This window comes from Methanobrevibacter sp. TLL-48-HuF1, assembly GCF_023617305.1.
GTDB classification, from domain to species: domain Archaea; phylum Methanobacteriota; class Methanobacteria; order Methanobacteriales; family Methanobacteriaceae; genus Methanocatella; species Methanocatella intestini.
The window spans coordinates 1597621-1612238 of sequence record NZ_CP081485.1 but is presented as its reverse complement, the minus strand read 5'-3'; the positions used below and the strand labels follow the sequence as shown (position 1 = coordinate 1612238).

Annotated in this window: 13 protein-coding genes, 1 tRNA gene and 1 other RNA gene; 5 read left to right on the top strand and 10 right to left on the bottom strand. The window is 28.4% G+C overall.

Annotation, left to right across the window (positions count from 1 at the left end; all coding sequences use genetic code 11):
* On the bottom strand, positions 1 to 1125 hold the full coding sequence (locus K4897_RS07610) for a hypothetical protein (RefSeq protein ID WP_250415908.1): 1125 nt from the start codon (positions 1123 to 1125) through the stop codon (positions 1 to 3).
* 183 nt (positions 1126 to 1308) lie between these two features.
* Here K4897_RS07610 and K4897_RS07605 point away from each other — a divergent pair, with 183 nt between their 5' ends.
* Both K4897_RS07605 and K4897_RS07600 read left to right on the top strand, forming a co-directional pair.
* Positions 1309 to 1518, top strand: a complete 210-nt coding sequence (locus tag K4897_RS07605) for a class III signal peptide-containing protein (RefSeq protein ID WP_019266565.1) — start codon at positions 1309 to 1311, stop codon at positions 1516 to 1518.
* Positions 1519 to 1521: 3 nt separating this feature from the next.
* Positions 1522 to 1695 carry a class III signal peptide-containing protein gene (locus K4897_RS07600; protein WP_019266566.1) on the top strand — a complete coding sequence of 58 codons (174 nt, stop codon included), beginning with the start codon at positions 1522 to 1524 and terminating at the stop codon, positions 1693 to 1695.
* A gap of 25 nt (positions 1696 to 1720) precedes the next feature.
* On the opposite strand, the gene fwdF is transcribed toward K4897_RS07600, so the two are convergent.
* The 5 genes from fwdF to K4897_RS07575 form a co-directional block, all read right to left on the bottom strand.
* A complete protein-coding gene (gene fwdF / locus K4897_RS07595; protein ID WP_250415907.1) occupies positions 1721 to 2728 on the bottom strand; it encodes a tungsten-dependent formylmethanofuran dehydrogenase subunit FwdF in 1008 nt (335 codons plus the stop codon).
* 9 nt (positions 2729 to 2737) lie between these two features.
* Positions 2738 to 2929: a 4Fe-4S binding protein gene (locus K4897_RS07590; protein WP_250415905.1), complete on the bottom strand. Its 192-nt coding sequence runs from the start codon at positions 2927 to 2929 to the stop codon at positions 2738 to 2740.
* 117 nt (positions 2930 to 3046) lie between these two features.
* Positions 3047 to 3505 carry a phosphopantetheine adenylyltransferase gene (locus tag K4897_RS07585; protein WP_250415904.1) on the bottom strand — a complete coding sequence of 153 codons (459 nt, stop codon included), beginning with the start codon at positions 3503 to 3505 and terminating at the stop codon, positions 3047 to 3049.
* A gap of 78 nt (positions 3506 to 3583) precedes the next feature.
* On the bottom strand, positions 3584 to 4801 hold the full coding sequence (locus K4897_RS07580) for a hypothetical protein (protein WP_250415713.1): 1218 nt from the start codon (positions 4799 to 4801) through the stop codon (positions 3584 to 3586).
* 196 nt (positions 4802 to 4997) lie between these two features.
* Complete coding sequence (locus K4897_RS07575) at positions 4998 to 8336, bottom strand: Ig-like domain-containing protein (RefSeq protein ID WP_250415902.1); 3339 nt, start codon at positions 8334 to 8336, stop codon at positions 4998 to 5000.
* Positions 8337 to 8869: 533 nt separating this feature from the next.
* Between K4897_RS07575 and K4897_RS07570 the strand changes: the two genes are divergently transcribed.
* From K4897_RS07570 to K4897_RS07560, 3 genes are read left to right on the top strand one after another with little or no spacing between them, the layout of a single operon-like run.
* Entirely contained in the window at positions 8870 to 10432 is a 1563-nt protein-coding gene (locus K4897_RS07570; RefSeq protein WP_250415900.1) for a radical SAM protein, read from the top strand.
* 40 nt (positions 10433 to 10472) lie between these two features.
* Positions 10473 to 11588 (top strand): pyridoxal phosphate-dependent aminotransferase, encoded by a 1116-nt coding sequence (locus tag K4897_RS07565; RefSeq protein ID WP_019264679.1) that lies wholly within the window; start codon positions 10473 to 10475, stop codon positions 11586 to 11588.
* Positions 11588 to 12493 (top strand): cation diffusion facilitator family transporter, encoded by a 906-nt coding sequence (locus tag K4897_RS07560; protein ID WP_019264680.1) that lies wholly within the window; start codon positions 11588 to 11590, stop codon positions 12491 to 12493. The genes K4897_RS07565 and K4897_RS07560 overlap by 1 nt, the downstream gene beginning before the upstream one ends.
* 8 nt (positions 12494 to 12501) lie before the next feature.
* Here K4897_RS07560 and K4897_RS07555 read toward each other — a convergent pair.
* The 4 genes from K4897_RS07555 to K4897_RS07540 all read right to left on the bottom strand — a co-directional run bounded on the left by K4897_RS07555 (position 12502) and on the right by K4897_RS07540 (position 14564).
* Positions 12502 to 12585: transfer RNA gene (locus K4897_RS07555), tRNA-Ser, on the bottom strand.
* Between the two features lie 67 nt (positions 12586 to 12652).
* Positions 12653 to 12968, bottom strand: an RNA gene (gene ffs / locus K4897_RS07550) — signal recognition particle sRNA.
* 311 nt (positions 12969 to 13279) lie between these two features.
* Complete coding sequence (locus K4897_RS07545; RefSeq protein ID WP_019264681.1) at positions 13280 to 13672, bottom strand: CBS domain-containing protein; 393 nt, start codon at positions 13670 to 13672, stop codon at positions 13280 to 13282.
* Positions 13632 to 14564 (bottom strand): 2-phosphoglycerate kinase, encoded by a 933-nt coding sequence (locus K4897_RS07540; RefSeq protein ID WP_019264682.1) that lies wholly within the window; start codon positions 14562 to 14564, stop codon positions 13632 to 13634. Before K4897_RS07540 ends, K4897_RS07545 begins: the two co-directional genes overlap by 41 nt.
* Positions 14565 to 14618: the final 54 nt, after the last annotated feature.

Below are 14618 nucleotides of genomic sequence, written 5' to 3'. Positions count from 1 at the left end.
CTATTTCATATAATCTGCAACTAAATTTTCATCTAAATTTGCTGCAATATCCCATGTTTTCTCAAAGCTATTTCTAATTTCTGAAATAGATTTCCTATCTTCATAAATAGCACCATATTCCACATCACTGTTACCACTACCTTTAGAAATAATCATAGCATAATCATCATCAGTAATCAAGTTAATTGAATGTACTTGAGGAACTGTTTTAATTTGTACTCCCTGTTTAAGAAGTGAAGAAACTAAAATCATATAAGACATATCAGATACATCAAAATCATTGATAATTACTCTTGAATAAATTGTTGGAACATGTGATAAAAACCTGTCAGACAAATCATTTAAAGATGGGATTTCCAGCATTATCTCTTTATTTACATCAGTAGCCAGTTTATCAAATGCTTCACTGGAAGTTATTAAACCATCCCCATAAACAACAAAGCTTCTAAGCAACTTAGGAACAGGCAAACTTTCAGGATGATTAACATCTATTTTAATATTTCTTGGTTCAGTAATTTTTCTAGGTTTAGGTGGAACGAATGTATCATTTTTTATATAATCATCATCTTGACGTAGTGCCCTTTTAATTTCTTCAGACTTATCATATCCATTTTGAGCGTAATTATGGGAACGTTTTTTAGGTTTTCTAGTGATTTTTAAAGGTTTATCATAATTTGGAGTGAATTTAAGATTATTACCGAAATTAGTTGTGGATTTATCATTATGAACCCTTAAAACTGCTTTAGAGTTATCTTCCTGATTAAAATCAAAGTATTCGTCAGGAGTTTCTTCATAGTACTCCTCTTCATATTCTGGAAGGTCATCTTCATAATAATTATCAAAAGTATCTCTAATTTTTAAAGGACCATTAGAGGTATCAGAATTTTTATTAAATGATGGAGTTCTAATATCATTAGATTCTAAAAATTCTTTAACGATAGAAGATGTTCTATCAGCATTAGCATCAACAAAATAACTGATAATCATGATTATGCCAACTATTGCAATAATAAAACCAATAACTAGCAGAATGTCTATCAAATTATAAACATTTGCCTCATATATTATGAGAACCCCAACTACAAATAAAATAAAACCTGAAATTAATTTCAATGTGTTTCCCACTATCTCACCTATTAATAATTATAACCATTCTATTAATTAAACTTTGTATAATAGAGTTAATAAAGATGTTGATAAAAATGCTGTTTTTTAAGAGAAATTTAGAAAAAAAGATAGCATAATAATTTTTATAAAAATAGTAATATTAATATAATATGAAAAATAAGTATTACTACTGGTGAAAATATGAAAATTTTAAAAAAAATCAACAATGAAAAATCAGGACAAGGCGCAGCAGAATACATATTACTGTTTGGAGGAGTGATAGTTATAGCTATTTTTGCTTTAACCATATACAAATCATATATGCAAACAAGTGATAACAATTTAAAAGTAAAAGACGATATATCCGAGGTTAGAACAACAGTTCGTGAAAACAACAGCATATTAGGATAAAAAATGAAAACAGACAACAAAGGACAAAGTAGTGCCGAATTAATTTTAATTGTTGGAGGTTTAATTATAATAATACTATTCATTGGAACTTATATCTCCAACATAACAAGTACTACTCAAAATAAACTAAAAACAGTAATAACAAAAGAACGAAACTTTTTAATAAATAAAATTTAGAAAAGAGAGTATGAAATCTCTCTTTCTAACTTAAAAGATTAGAAGTTAAAATATCTTTCCAAGACTCTGAATTGATATTATCTAATTTCATTGAAGTTCTTGTAACTTCTCTAATGTTTTGTGGACATGCATTGACACAAGCACCACATAAATTACAGTAATCTAAATTAGTAACCGCTTTATTGTCAATAATTTCTACTGCATCACATGGACAAACATCTTGACATGCGTGACAAGCATCCCCTTTACATATTGCTTCTTCTGTTTCAACTAATTTTAAAGTTCCTTCAAATGGTTTAGTTACATTAATTGTATCAACAGGACAAACTTCCTTACACCATGAACAGTTTACACAGTCATCTTTAAGAATGGATGCTGTACCATTAATTTCAGGAGCTTTAATTTGATCTTGGAACATACATGTTGAACATACTGCTTTAATTGCATCTTGAGGACAAGCTCTCTTACAAACACCACAGTAAATACATTTAGAAGTATCTATCTCAATAGTGTTGTTAAGACAATCATTAGAGAACTTTGAATTATTAGTTAAACTAATAGCTCCTGCAGGACACATTTCTGAACAGATACTGCAGTAAACACATTTATCCTCATCGACACTAATTTCACCAATAACTAAATCTTCTCTAGATGGCAACTCTCTTTTAAACAATATAGTGTCTCTAGGACAAACAGAATAACATCTTCCACAATATATACAATCATCATCATTAATTTCTGATTCAACTTCCCATACAGGATAATTTCCGGTTTCTTTAATATCTTCACCATTAATGGTTAATGATAAAGCATCAAATGGACATGCAACAGAACATAATCCGCATAAAACACAAGTATTAGGAGTTACAGAAACTAAATCCATTTCAATTAAACCACGTGCAATTGGTACAATAGGTCCTAACCTTAAAGAAGATGTTGGACACACATCAGTACAAATTCCACAACCTACACACCTATCATTGTTATGTGATAACTTACGGGTTTCTTCCCCGCTCCTCTCAACATTAAACATTAAAATCCCTCATGCTTTAGATATAGCTTGATTAGGACAGTTTTGAATACAAAGGTCACAGTCATCACATTTTTCAGGGACAACAGTTACATCGCCATCTTCTTCGATGAGAGCACCTTGTTCACAAATCTTTACACATAAACCTTGTACTGGACAATTTTCAATGTGACCACAGAGATCTGAATCTATTTTTACTGCCATATAACCACCTCAAATTTGATATGAAAATTATTTTATGAAAAAATAATATTTTAATATCAATTAATACATTGTCGAAATGCATATATAAACATGTCGATTTAATTTAATAATAAAATACTATCTTAAAATATTTCCTTTTTTATTAATTTCACCACTCCTAATTCGTGTAGACGAAATAGGATGACCATCATCTGCTAAAACAAAGCTAACAACAACAATATCTAATGGAGACATTCCTTTAGAATCTCTAATTTCATTAATTTCAACTGCTACTGGTTCAGTTTCTTCACTAACTACAATTGCATCAAATTCCTCATCAAAAACAGTAGTTCCATATGCATCATCCAAAACCATAACAGTATAATTTAATTTATCATCAAAAAATTCTTTAAGACATTTCATCCGATCTTCACAAGAGTCAATATCCCCCTTAAGACCACCAAAAGCATTAGAAGTTACACCAATTTCAACTTTTTCACCTAACTCAAAAGCAGTTGTAAGTAACTTTTTATGACCATCATGAAACTTATCAAAAGTTCCTCCAACAGCTATTTTCTTATATTTTTTATGATCCATAATATTGTCCTAAATTAGTTTGCTAATATAACTTTATATAAACTATTATAAAATATTAGCGATTAAAAAATGGCACTGTCAATAACTTTGGTGATGAATGCCTCGGAAGTTTCTCTGCACCCAGTATTTGGTTTTGAGAGAAAATCTTGTCCTAGCTCCTTCAAAAGTTCTTAATGTTTTTTTAATATGCTTAGGGAAAACTTTTTGAAAGAAATTTTCAATTTTATTACTTGTAGTTGGAACATTACTATTTTCAAGATGAAATGTTATTGTTTTAAAGTAAGGAATGATGAAAAACCACAATAAATTAAAAATAACTTTCGGCAAATTGTTTTGTATACTAATAAGATAATCTCTACCTTTTTTAGCAGATTCTAAATCATTAGCATCTAAAACATCAAAAACTAATTGTTTACAATAATTTAAGTATTCCAATTCTTCATCAGAATAATTATTTCTTTTTTTATCCTCTCTAATGTTCCTGTTTATCTTTTGTTTTGTGTGAAACATACAGAATTGATGTCTAACCCCAACTTTTTCAATTGCTGGATGATACTCATCTTTTAAATCAGATACAATACAAATCTTAGGCTGATTACGTAGGGAATCATCTAAAAACTTATATATAGTTCCAATATCCTCTGATTCCACCAGATCCATAGAAACAACAGAATTCAATTTAACATCAAATAAGACTAAAAAATAGTTCCAAACACCGTTAATTTTAGTCCAAAGACTATCAAACAAATAATATCCAGAATAAGATTCATTCACACTTATATCATCATTTTCATCAGATATTATGCAAGATTCAATACTTTGATGTGAAATATCTACATTGAAGAATCTTTTGAGCATATACTGAATTTTATAAATACTATTTCCAGAAACAGAGTATATTTCATTGATATATTCTATTACAGGCTTTGTAATATTGCAATTTTCATCAACAATAGATTTAATATCAGTATAAAAAATTTTACCACATTTTTTACATTTATATTTCTGAATAATACATTTTTGTTCTCCAACATTTAAAAAATACAATTTACGAACATAATTCCCATTTTTAACAACATTTGAGGAATAACAATCAGGACAAAATGCATATTTATATTTAAAATAAAAATTACCATGTTTAGTAAGCCTAATTAAATTATCATCCGAATTTAAACATCCATTGCTTAATTTCTCCCCATAAGATTCATATTCAGAAAATTCTTCAAAAAAATCGAAAAGTTTAAGTTGTTTATCCTCCAATATAGAACATGGAGCTTTTGTATTGTCTTTATTCATATTAATATATTAGCTCCACTTAATATATTAAATTTACTATCTTATTTTAAAAAATAAAACCCAAAAAAGCATTTAAAAAATTTTTTGAAATTAAAAATTAAAAATTCAAATCACCAAAGTCCTTGACAGAGCCTAAAAAATTAGTTATAACTAAAAAAAGAATATAAAGAAAAATAAAAAAAAGAAATAGTAAAAATTAGAATGGTAAAGAAATATAATAATTCTTTAAAGTAAATGTATTAATATTCCAATTATTTACTACTCCTAATGAGTTTCTAGAACTTACTGGATCAGCAACTACCCAAGTACCATCAATTAAAACTTGTGCCCAAACATGACCTATAGGTCCGCTTGAAAAAGTACATGTTCCATGAACATATCTTGCTGGAAGATCTGCTGCTCTAAATAATGCTATAACCAAATGAGCCTGATCACAGCAGTTACCTCTTTTATCAGTTAAAGTTTTTTTAGCACCACGAGTAGTATCAAAATAACCCACATATGCTACATTATCAATAACATAATCAAGTATTGCACTAGCTTTTTGTGTTGGTGTTGATAGTCCTGCAGTTAATTTTTGAGCTAAAGCAACAATTGTAGGGTCATCAACTTGACAATTAGCAGTAGCCTGCAAATATTTATCAATATTCGCTAATTCACTTTCAGTAGCTTTTACATTGACTCTATTGATTACAAATTGAGAAGAGTCAGAATCTATTGACTTAACAGCAACATAAGCAGGTAACTGTTGATTATTACCATAAAACGCAACAACACGAGCAAATGCATATATCAAACCATCAAAAGTTACAGTTCCTACACTAGAGGATATGGATTCTGGAGCTTTACCATTAGCATTTACATAATCTATAATAGCTTGTGCAACACTAATATAATCTACCAAATTACCTAAATTAGCACACTTGGTGTAGTTAGACGGGTTAGTTGCATCTTTAGAATTTAAATCGCTTAAATCACCATTATTTATATTTACAGTTGCTATAGCTGCAAGATATAAAAATTGAGCCAAAGTATAACTTTCACCATTAATTAAAACAGAATCTGGTAATTTACCCTCTGATTCAATAAATGATTTTACAACTTTAGATGCATCAATTATATTTACAATTGAGATATTTCCAAACACATGAATATATGCTTGTCCACTGTTTGAGTAATTACCTCCAATTGTAGGATAATAATAATAAGCTATTGGATAATCACCTTTTTCTAAAGAATCAATAGTTATTGTAGCTATACCTCCACTGTTAGTAATTGCAGTTTTAGTAATACCATTATAATAGAACTTAATAGTTGCTCCATTAATTGGATTATTTTTAGCATCAGTTAATTTAACATTGAAATTTCCACTAGTTCCTACATTCATGTTAATATCATCTGCAGTAAGTATAGTTCCGTTAACCAAAATCATATTTGAACCAGACCCTTTACAGAGAGTATCATTTATTGCATATGAAATCTTGTAATAACCTACATTAAGATTAATGTTTAATTTAGCAATACCTGATTGATCAGTATATTTAGTATATGTAACTCCAGAGACTGTAAATAGAACAGCAATGTCTTTAACGGGGTTTTTATCTTTATCAGTGATTGCAACTTCAAAAGCAGAACCGTCGTTTGGTAACATCACCAAATCATTTCCTTTAATATTTAAAGTTTGTTTAGCAACAACAACATTGTTTGATCCATCATTATAATCTAAAGCACCTTTATTAGAATAATAATAAGAAATTACATAATTTCCAGGATATAATCTAATATCTATACTTGCTACACCATTTGAATCAGTTGTACGATTATAAGCAACACCATTAATTAAGAAAGTAATGATTTTATTAGCTAAAGGTTTACCATTTAAATCTGTTAATGTAACTCTAAATTTAGAACCATCATTATAAACCATGCTTACATCATTACCAGTTAATATAGTAGTTGAATTTATAACATGAAGTATGCTACTTGATTTAGAAGGATAATAACCTATAACTCCATTAAAGCCATAAGTTACATTATAATCACCTTTTTCTAAATTAGAAATAGTGATAGTAGCATTACCATTTTCATCAGTAGTGGCAGTTACTTCTTTATTATTATATTTAAAGTAAACTGTTTGATTTTCAATTGGATTTCCTTTTATATCAACTAATGTTACAGTATAATTACTATTAATACTATTTATAATAATATATGCATCTTTACCAATTATAGTAGTATTTGAACTGCTAACACCAATATTATTAGATACCTCAAGACCATTATAACTACTTGTAATAATATAATTATTTGGATAAAGTCTGATACCTAACTTTGCAATACCATTTTCATCAGTAACCTTATCATAGAACACACCATTAATATTAAACTTAACAGTAGTATTTGCTAAAGGTTTACCTTGACCATCAATGACCTTAATAGTAAATGCAGTACCATCCCTATAATACATAGTAATATTATTATTATCTATCAAAGTAGATAATACATTAATATTATAACCATGTGATTCACCATTAGGATGATAAGCAGTTAATATATAACTACCCGGATAAAGTGAAATAGTTAAATTTGCAGTACCTTTATCATTTGTTCTTTTTTCATAGATAACACCATTAATATTAAACCTAACAGTTTCATTAACTAATGGATTACCCATAGCATCATAAAAAGTTGCATAATATTGAGTACCATTCCTGAAGTATTTAATTATATCACTACTATTAATAGTAGATAAAACAGTAATATTATTAGCAGACATTTCACCATTAGGATGGATTGCTGTCAATATATATTTATTAGGATTTAAAGCTATGCTTAAATTAGCTATACCACCATTATTAGTATTACGAGTATAGAAAACACCATTAATATTGAATCTAACTTCTGCATTAACTAATGGGTTTCCATTTCCATCAACAAATTTTGCATAATATTGAGTACCATTTCTATAGAACTTCACAACATCATTTGCAGATATTGTAGATAATACTTCAACTAAATTTGTAACTGAAGAACCTCCATACAATGAAGAACCTGCATAACTTGCTGTAATATTATACTTACCAACAGCCAAGTTAATATTCATAGATGCAACACCATCACTACCAGTAGTACGATTATAAAGTTTACCATTTATTAAAAATGATACAGTTTGATTAGATAATGCTTTACCAGTAATATCAGTTAATTTTACATCATAAGTAGTGCCATTTTTAAAGTACAAAGTTGTATTATGACCACTTAAAGTAGTATTTGAAAGAGAACTTTGAGCTTCAGAAATAACACCATTGTCTGAAATCTGTTGTAATTCTATAACATTATTATTCTCATAATTAGATCGAATTACTCCACTATTGGAATAATCAATATTAGAGTTATAAGAATAATTATCTGAGATAGATCCATTACTAGAAACTTCTAAATTTTGATAAGATAATTGATTATCATCTTGTATCAAGTTTGAATTTTCGATATCAGAAACATTGTTTAAATCCACAGCACATACAGATCCTAACATCAGGAAGAATGCACATATAACTGAAATAAACAATGCTTTATTTATCTTTGAAATTTTTCCACCTCTTAGTTCTCATTACGAAAATTTTAATAAAAATATTATATTATACTAACATATAGTATTCATAATGAGTAATTATAGATTTAGAATTTATTATTATATAAATGTTTTTACAACTTCATTGATAAAAAAACCCATTTAAATTAGCTAAATCCGTGAGAAAATGATTAAAAGTTTTATAAAATTTAAATTAAAAACAAATAATATTGAAATAAGTAAAAAAAGGATAAACTATCTTCAATTTAAATTCAAAAATTAAACACACAATGAAAAATAAATCTTACATATAATCAAGTAGCATATTTAAAATCTAATTCAATTGAAGTTTTAAATAGAAAATACATTGAAAATTTATTTTTATAATGAAAAATACAACGATACAATCCAATAATTATAAAATAATGAATTTAAGTCAAATATTTAAAAAATAAGTAAATTTTCCAAAAAAACCTAAAAATTTCATAGTTGATTCCATGATTTATGAAAAAAATATTTTCCAAAAAAACCATAAAAACATAGATTTAAGATTTGGACTTGCATATCCGAACATCTATAAAACAGCTATGTCATCATTAGGCTATAATATATTATATAATTTAATTAATGAAAGGCAAGACACATGGTGTGAACGAATCATTTATCCCAATACTAAATCTATTGAGTCAAATACTCCTATGAAACACTTTGATATAATCAGTTTTTCCCTGCAATTTGAAGAAGATTATTTTAATGTTTTAGAAATGATTAAACAATCTGAAATTCCCCTTAAAAGAAAAGACAGAAGTGAAAATGATCCTTTAATAATAGCTGGAGGTCCTTGTGCAACTGCAAATCCAATGCCATTATCAGATTATATTGATGTGTTTATAATCGGCGAAGGAGAAGTTACTATAAATAAATTTTTAGATAAATACCTGGAAAATAAAAATTTAGATAATTTTTTAGATATTCCCGGAGTATACATCCCCAAATTTAACAACAATACAAAAATAGCTCTCATAGATGATATGAAAAATGCATACCATATAACACAGCCAATCATTACCAAAACTGACGAAGAAGCTTATAAAACTGTGTTTAGTGATTCAATTATGCTAAATGTTTCAAGAGGATGTACAAGAGGTTGTAGATTCTGCATGTCCAGCTATCTTTACAGACCATTAAGAGAAACTAAAATAGAAGAATTAGTTAACATAGCAATAAAAACACGAGAAAATACTAATTTAAATAAAATAACATTAATTGGAGCTGCTGTTGGAGATTATTATGATTTAGAAGGTCTTACAAAAGCTCTTGAAAGTGAAGACTTTCAAATAGCCACACCATCTCTACGTATAGACTCACTTAGTAGAAAAACTTTAGAAACTTTAAAAAAAAGTGGTTTAAAAAGCATTACAATTGCTCCAGAGTCTATTTCAAAGCTACGTGAAAGGATTAATAAAAATATTTCTGATGAAAAAATATTTTCCGTAATAAAAAATGCAGTTGAACTTGATTTTAATATTAAATTATACTTTTTAATTGGAATTCCCTATGAAAGTAAAGAAGATATAGAAGAGTTAGCTAACTATATTGAAAAAATAGCAAATATGCATAAAAATAGAAAATACATGAAATTTAGTATCAATCCAATTATTCCAAAACCTCAAACTCCATTACAATGGGAATTTTATAATTTTAAAGACATTAAATCAAAAACAAGATATTTAAAAAAGAAATTAAGGAAATATAATGTTAAATTCGAAAGTCCGAAAAAAGGGTTGATTCAATATATATTATCTTGTGGAAATAGGGAAGTTGGTGCACTTATTGAAAAATCTTTAACAGAAGAGGTAACATTGAAAGAATGGCAGAGTTACTTGCCAAATTATAATATCAATGATGAACTACCTTGGTCTAAAATTGATATTGGAATTAAATCTAATTTTTTAAAAACAGAAAACAGAAGATTAAAAACAAAAAAGCAAACCCCATGGTGTGGAGATTCTCCATGTTATAACTGTGGACCATGCAACCAGAAAAAATTTTTAAATTAAAAATGATATAATAAATAATAATACTTAGTGAGGAAAAAATATGATAAATCCTGCAAAAAGAACCAGTACAATTGAATTATCCCAGATAAGAAAAATGTTTGAAGTTACAAATCCTACTGCTATAAATTTAGGAATCGGAGAACCTGACTTTGACGTTCCTGAAAACATTAAATTAGCTATGGAACAATCAATAAAAAATAATGAAACACATTATACTCCAAATAAAGGTTATATTGAATTAAGAGAAGCCATCACTCAAAAATTCAAAAAGGACAACAATATAAATACAAATCCTGAAAACATAATAGTTACTGCAGGAGCTAGTGAAGCATTATATATGTGTGCACAGGCATTTATTGATAAAAATGATGAGGTAATTTTACCAGACCCAAGTTTCCTGTCATATGAAGCCTGTATAAAGTTAGCTGATGGAAAAGTTGTTGGAGTTAATTGTGAAATGGAAAATGAATTTAAATTAAAAGCAAGCGATGTTCAGGAAAAAATAAACAAAAATACTAAAGCTATAATTTTAAATTCACCCTCAAACCCAACTGGAGCAGTGATGGATAAAGAAGATATTAAAGCTATTGCAGATTTATCTATAGACCACGATTTCTTAATTATATCTGATGAAATCTATGAAAAAATCATCTATGATAAAAAACACTATTCCCCTGCAGCATATAGTGATAATGTAATAACCATAAACGGATTTTCAAAAACATATGCAATGACTGGCCTTAGAATAGGTTATTTAAATGCAAAAGAAGAATATTTGGAAGAACTGCTTAAAATTCACCAATATAATATAGCATGTGCTAACTCAACAGCCCAAAGAGGAGCTTATGAAGCATTAACAGGACCTCAAGATACAGTTAACAAAATGGTTAATGAATTTAAAAAGAGAAGAGACTTGATTGTATCCAGATTAAATGAAATGGGATATAAAACTGTAAATGCACAAGGTGCTTTTTATGTATTTCCAAAAATTGAAAATCCTGAAGAATTTGTTAAAAAATCCGCTGAAAATGGAGTTATAACCGTTCCAGGTGCTGCATTTGGACAAAATGGTAAAAATCATGTGAGAATGTCTTATGCAAACTCTTATGAAAATATAGTTAAAGCTATGGATATTTTAGAAAAAGGTGTTAATTAATGGATGAATTTAGAACCAAAGGCGGAACAAAAGCAGCGATTGTCGGAATAGGATCAAATACTTTTCTTACTATTTTTAATATTGCAATTGGAATAATGTCTGGAAGTTATGCATTAATCTCTGAAGGAGCACATACTTTATCAGATGTTGCAACTTCCATAATTGCATATCTTGGATTTAGAATAGGTCAAAAACCGGCTGATGAAGAACATCCTTTAGGACATGGTCGTGCTGAAGCTATTGCAGGACTTATAATTGTATTATTTTTAACTATGGTAGCTTATGAAATCATGACTGGAGCTATAACCAAAATATTCCACCCTGAACTTATAACAACCCCAAGTTATCTTGCTGCAATTATGGCATTAATTGGAATTGGAGTTAATCTTTGTATAAGCAGATATATTATTGCACTTGGAAAAAAAATAAGAAGCCCTGCTATTGTGGCAGATGGAAATCACCAAAAAGTAGACATCTTCTCATCAATAGCTATTTTAGTTGGAGTTTTTGCATCAAATAGTGGATACCCAATAATTGATCCGATTATAGGTCTTATTATAGGATTATTTATTTTAAAAACTGCATATACTATTGGAAAAGAGAATATAGACAATATCATGGGAAAAATACCTTCTAAAAAATTAATTAAAGATATTGAAAAAGCAGCTATTAAAACTCCTCAAGTACAGGGAGCACATAATATCAAAGTAGAATATTTGGGGTCATATTCCGTTGTTTCATTGCATATTGAACTTGATGAAAATATGACATTAAAAGAATCCCATAAAATAGTCCATAGAGCTCAAAACAATGTGCTTAAAAAAGTTCCATTAGTAAAATCAGTAACAATACATGCCTGTCCTGCAGGAATAAAATATGATCATAAGCAAGAAATAGATAAATAAATTAAAAACGCCGGGAACGGGATTTGAACCCGTGTGATCATAAGATCATCGGATTAGCAGTCCGACGCCGTACCAGGCTGGGCCATCCCGACAATATATAAAAAAACAAAGTAATATATAATCTGTTTAAACTTATTAATAAAGTTAATTGTTTTTATAAAAATGGCACGTTCAAAAGTGGACTAATCTCAAAACTATAAGTTATCTAAAAAACCCAACTCCACCCCGTGGTTCTACAAGCATCAACTGTTAATAGTAGAGCTGCTCCCTTCCGGGCCTGACACGTTCCCATATTTAAGATAATTAACTTTTACCCTCCAGTAAAAGTCCTATCACCATCAATCCTGTAGGACGAAGTTTCTATGTCGTTTTTCTTAGGCTCATAATTCCTTAAAAAGCCGCCTTTTGAACTTCAACTGCACCAAAGGGGGTGTGTGCTTACAGAGGACCCCTAACCCTCCAGTCTAGCCATATACATATATGAGACTAATATTATATAAAGGTTAGGTAAAAAATTCCAATTCTAGAAAAAACGCCCATTACTAGAACAAACATATAACACTCTTTAATCTCTAAAAATAGCTATAAATTGATTATATTAAACAATAATAATTTAAATTTGATTAAACTAAATACAAAAGTATTTTAAAATAAACAACTTAAAAATCAAAATTTAGATTATTTTAAAAATAATAACTTGAAAAACAGAATACTGGAAAAAAAACTTATTCCAATAAACCATGGAAATTTATTAAAATAAGAAAAAAATAGAAATTATGAAAGAATTTAGAAAATTAACTTAATTATGTCTCCATCTGAAATAATCCCTACCAATTTACCATTTTCAACAACAGGCAACTGATTTAATATGTTTGAATCAGGAGCATTAGCTTTCATAGTTTCAATAGCTTCAGAAATAGTGTTTTCAGGTGAAACAGTTACAACATCTTTAATCATAATAGATTTAACATCAGTTCCTAACTCATATTTATCCAATATTAAATTATGGCCCAAATCAGTTGCAGTAATAATACCTACTAATTTACCATCATCAACAACAGGCATTGCACTTATTTTATGTTCCATAAGTTCTTCAAATGCATTAACTACATCCACATTAGAAGTTGTAGTAATTACATCAGTTGTCATTATTTCTTTTACTTTCTTGTTTAACATCATAACTTCCTCCATATTTTTCAATAATATCATTAACCATTATATCAATCGTATATGTAACATCAACATTATCAATAATTTTTGAATTATGTTTTATTGCTTGGTCAATCATAAAAGACTGAGTTTTTCTAATTAAATGAAAATTGCTTAAATAATTATCAAGTGACCTCTTAACCCACGGTTGCCTACACCTTGAATAAAACCTGGATTTATGAGTATTTTCATCTCTAACAATTAATGTAAATAAAATAACATTACTTTTACGAATAAGGTCTTCTTTTATGAATCCCGGCACTATATGAACGCCCTCAATAATTATGCTGATTCCTTCTTTTAATGCTCTTTCAATAACCGCTTCCACACCTACATTCACAACATCCACATGACTAATAAAACCTTCAACAACTGGATCCGGACCTAAAAGTGGTGTTCTAATACTTTCATATGCATTAAAACTAGATTTATGAATAACAGGACTTAATTCTTGAGAAACTATTTTACGCATAACTTCACGTATCATATCTGTGCTAATTAAATTCTTTAATCCCAAACGACTAGCTAATTCAAATGCCATAGATGAAGTTCCAACTCCTGAAGCTCCACCAATTAAAATAATAAGTGGTTCTTTTGATTTTCTAACATTTCTCCATTTAATATATTTCTCTGCAAGAACAGGATCAACATAATTTTTCAGATAATTAGTTACAAAGATAGCTAAATCTTCAATAGAAATTTCAGAAATATTTTCTTCAAGAAGTTTATTTTCAATACAAGTAGCTATTTCATAAGATTTATCGTAGCCTAAATCAGTGATGTATAAAGAACGAGCCATTATGCCCTTTGAAAAAGGCTCTTTGTACTTCTTTTTACCAACAGCACCTTTAATCATAATCATAATAATCACAAACTAATTATTTTAATTTTAGGAATATAAATAGATATCTTAAAT

Bases quoted from the DNA above. Each gene is read 5' to 3' on its own strand.
- K4897_RS07605 (WP_019266565.1), top strand. From the start codon at position 1,309: ATGAAAATTTTAAAAAAAATCAACAATGAAAAATCAGGACAAGGCGCA.
- K4897_RS07600 (WP_019266566.1), top strand. From the start codon at position 1,522: ATGAAAACAGACAACAAAGGACAAAGTAGTGCCGAATTAATTTTAATT.
- fwdF (WP_250415907.1), bottom strand. From the start codon at position 2,728: ATGTTTAATGTTGAGAGGAGCGGGGAAGAAACCCGTAAGTTATCACAT.
- K4897_RS07590 (WP_250415905.1), bottom strand. From the start codon at position 2,929: ATGGCAGTAAAAATAGATTCAGATCTCTGTGGTCACATTGAAAATTGT.
- K4897_RS07585 (WP_250415904.1), bottom strand. From the start codon at position 3,505: ATGGATCATAAAAAATATAAGAAAATAGCTGTTGGAGGAACTTTTGAT.
- K4897_RS07580 (WP_250415713.1), bottom strand. From the start codon at position 4,801: ATGAATAAAGACAATACAAAAGCTCCATGTTCTATATTGGAGGATAAA.
- K4897_RS07575 (WP_250415902.1), bottom strand. From the start codon at position 8,336: ATGTTAGGATCTGTATGTGCTGTGGATTTAAACAATGTTTCTGATATC.
- K4897_RS07570 (WP_250415900.1), top strand. From the start codon at position 8,870: ATGATTTATGAAAAAAATATTTTCCAAAAAAACCATAAAAACATAGAT.
- K4897_RS07565 (WP_019264679.1), top strand. From the start codon at position 10,473: ATGATAAATCCTGCAAAAAGAACCAGTACAATTGAATTATCCCAGATA.
- K4897_RS07560 (WP_019264680.1), top strand. From the start codon at position 11,588: ATGGATGAATTTAGAACCAAAGGCGGAACAAAAGCAGCGATTGTCGGA.
- K4897_RS07545 (WP_019264681.1), bottom strand. From the start codon at position 13,672: ATGATGTTAAACAAGAAAGTAAAAGAAATAATGACAACTGATGTAATT.
- K4897_RS07540 (WP_019264682.1), bottom strand. From the start codon at position 14,564: ATGATTATGATTAAAGGTGCTGTTGGTAAAAAGAAGTACAAAGAGCCT.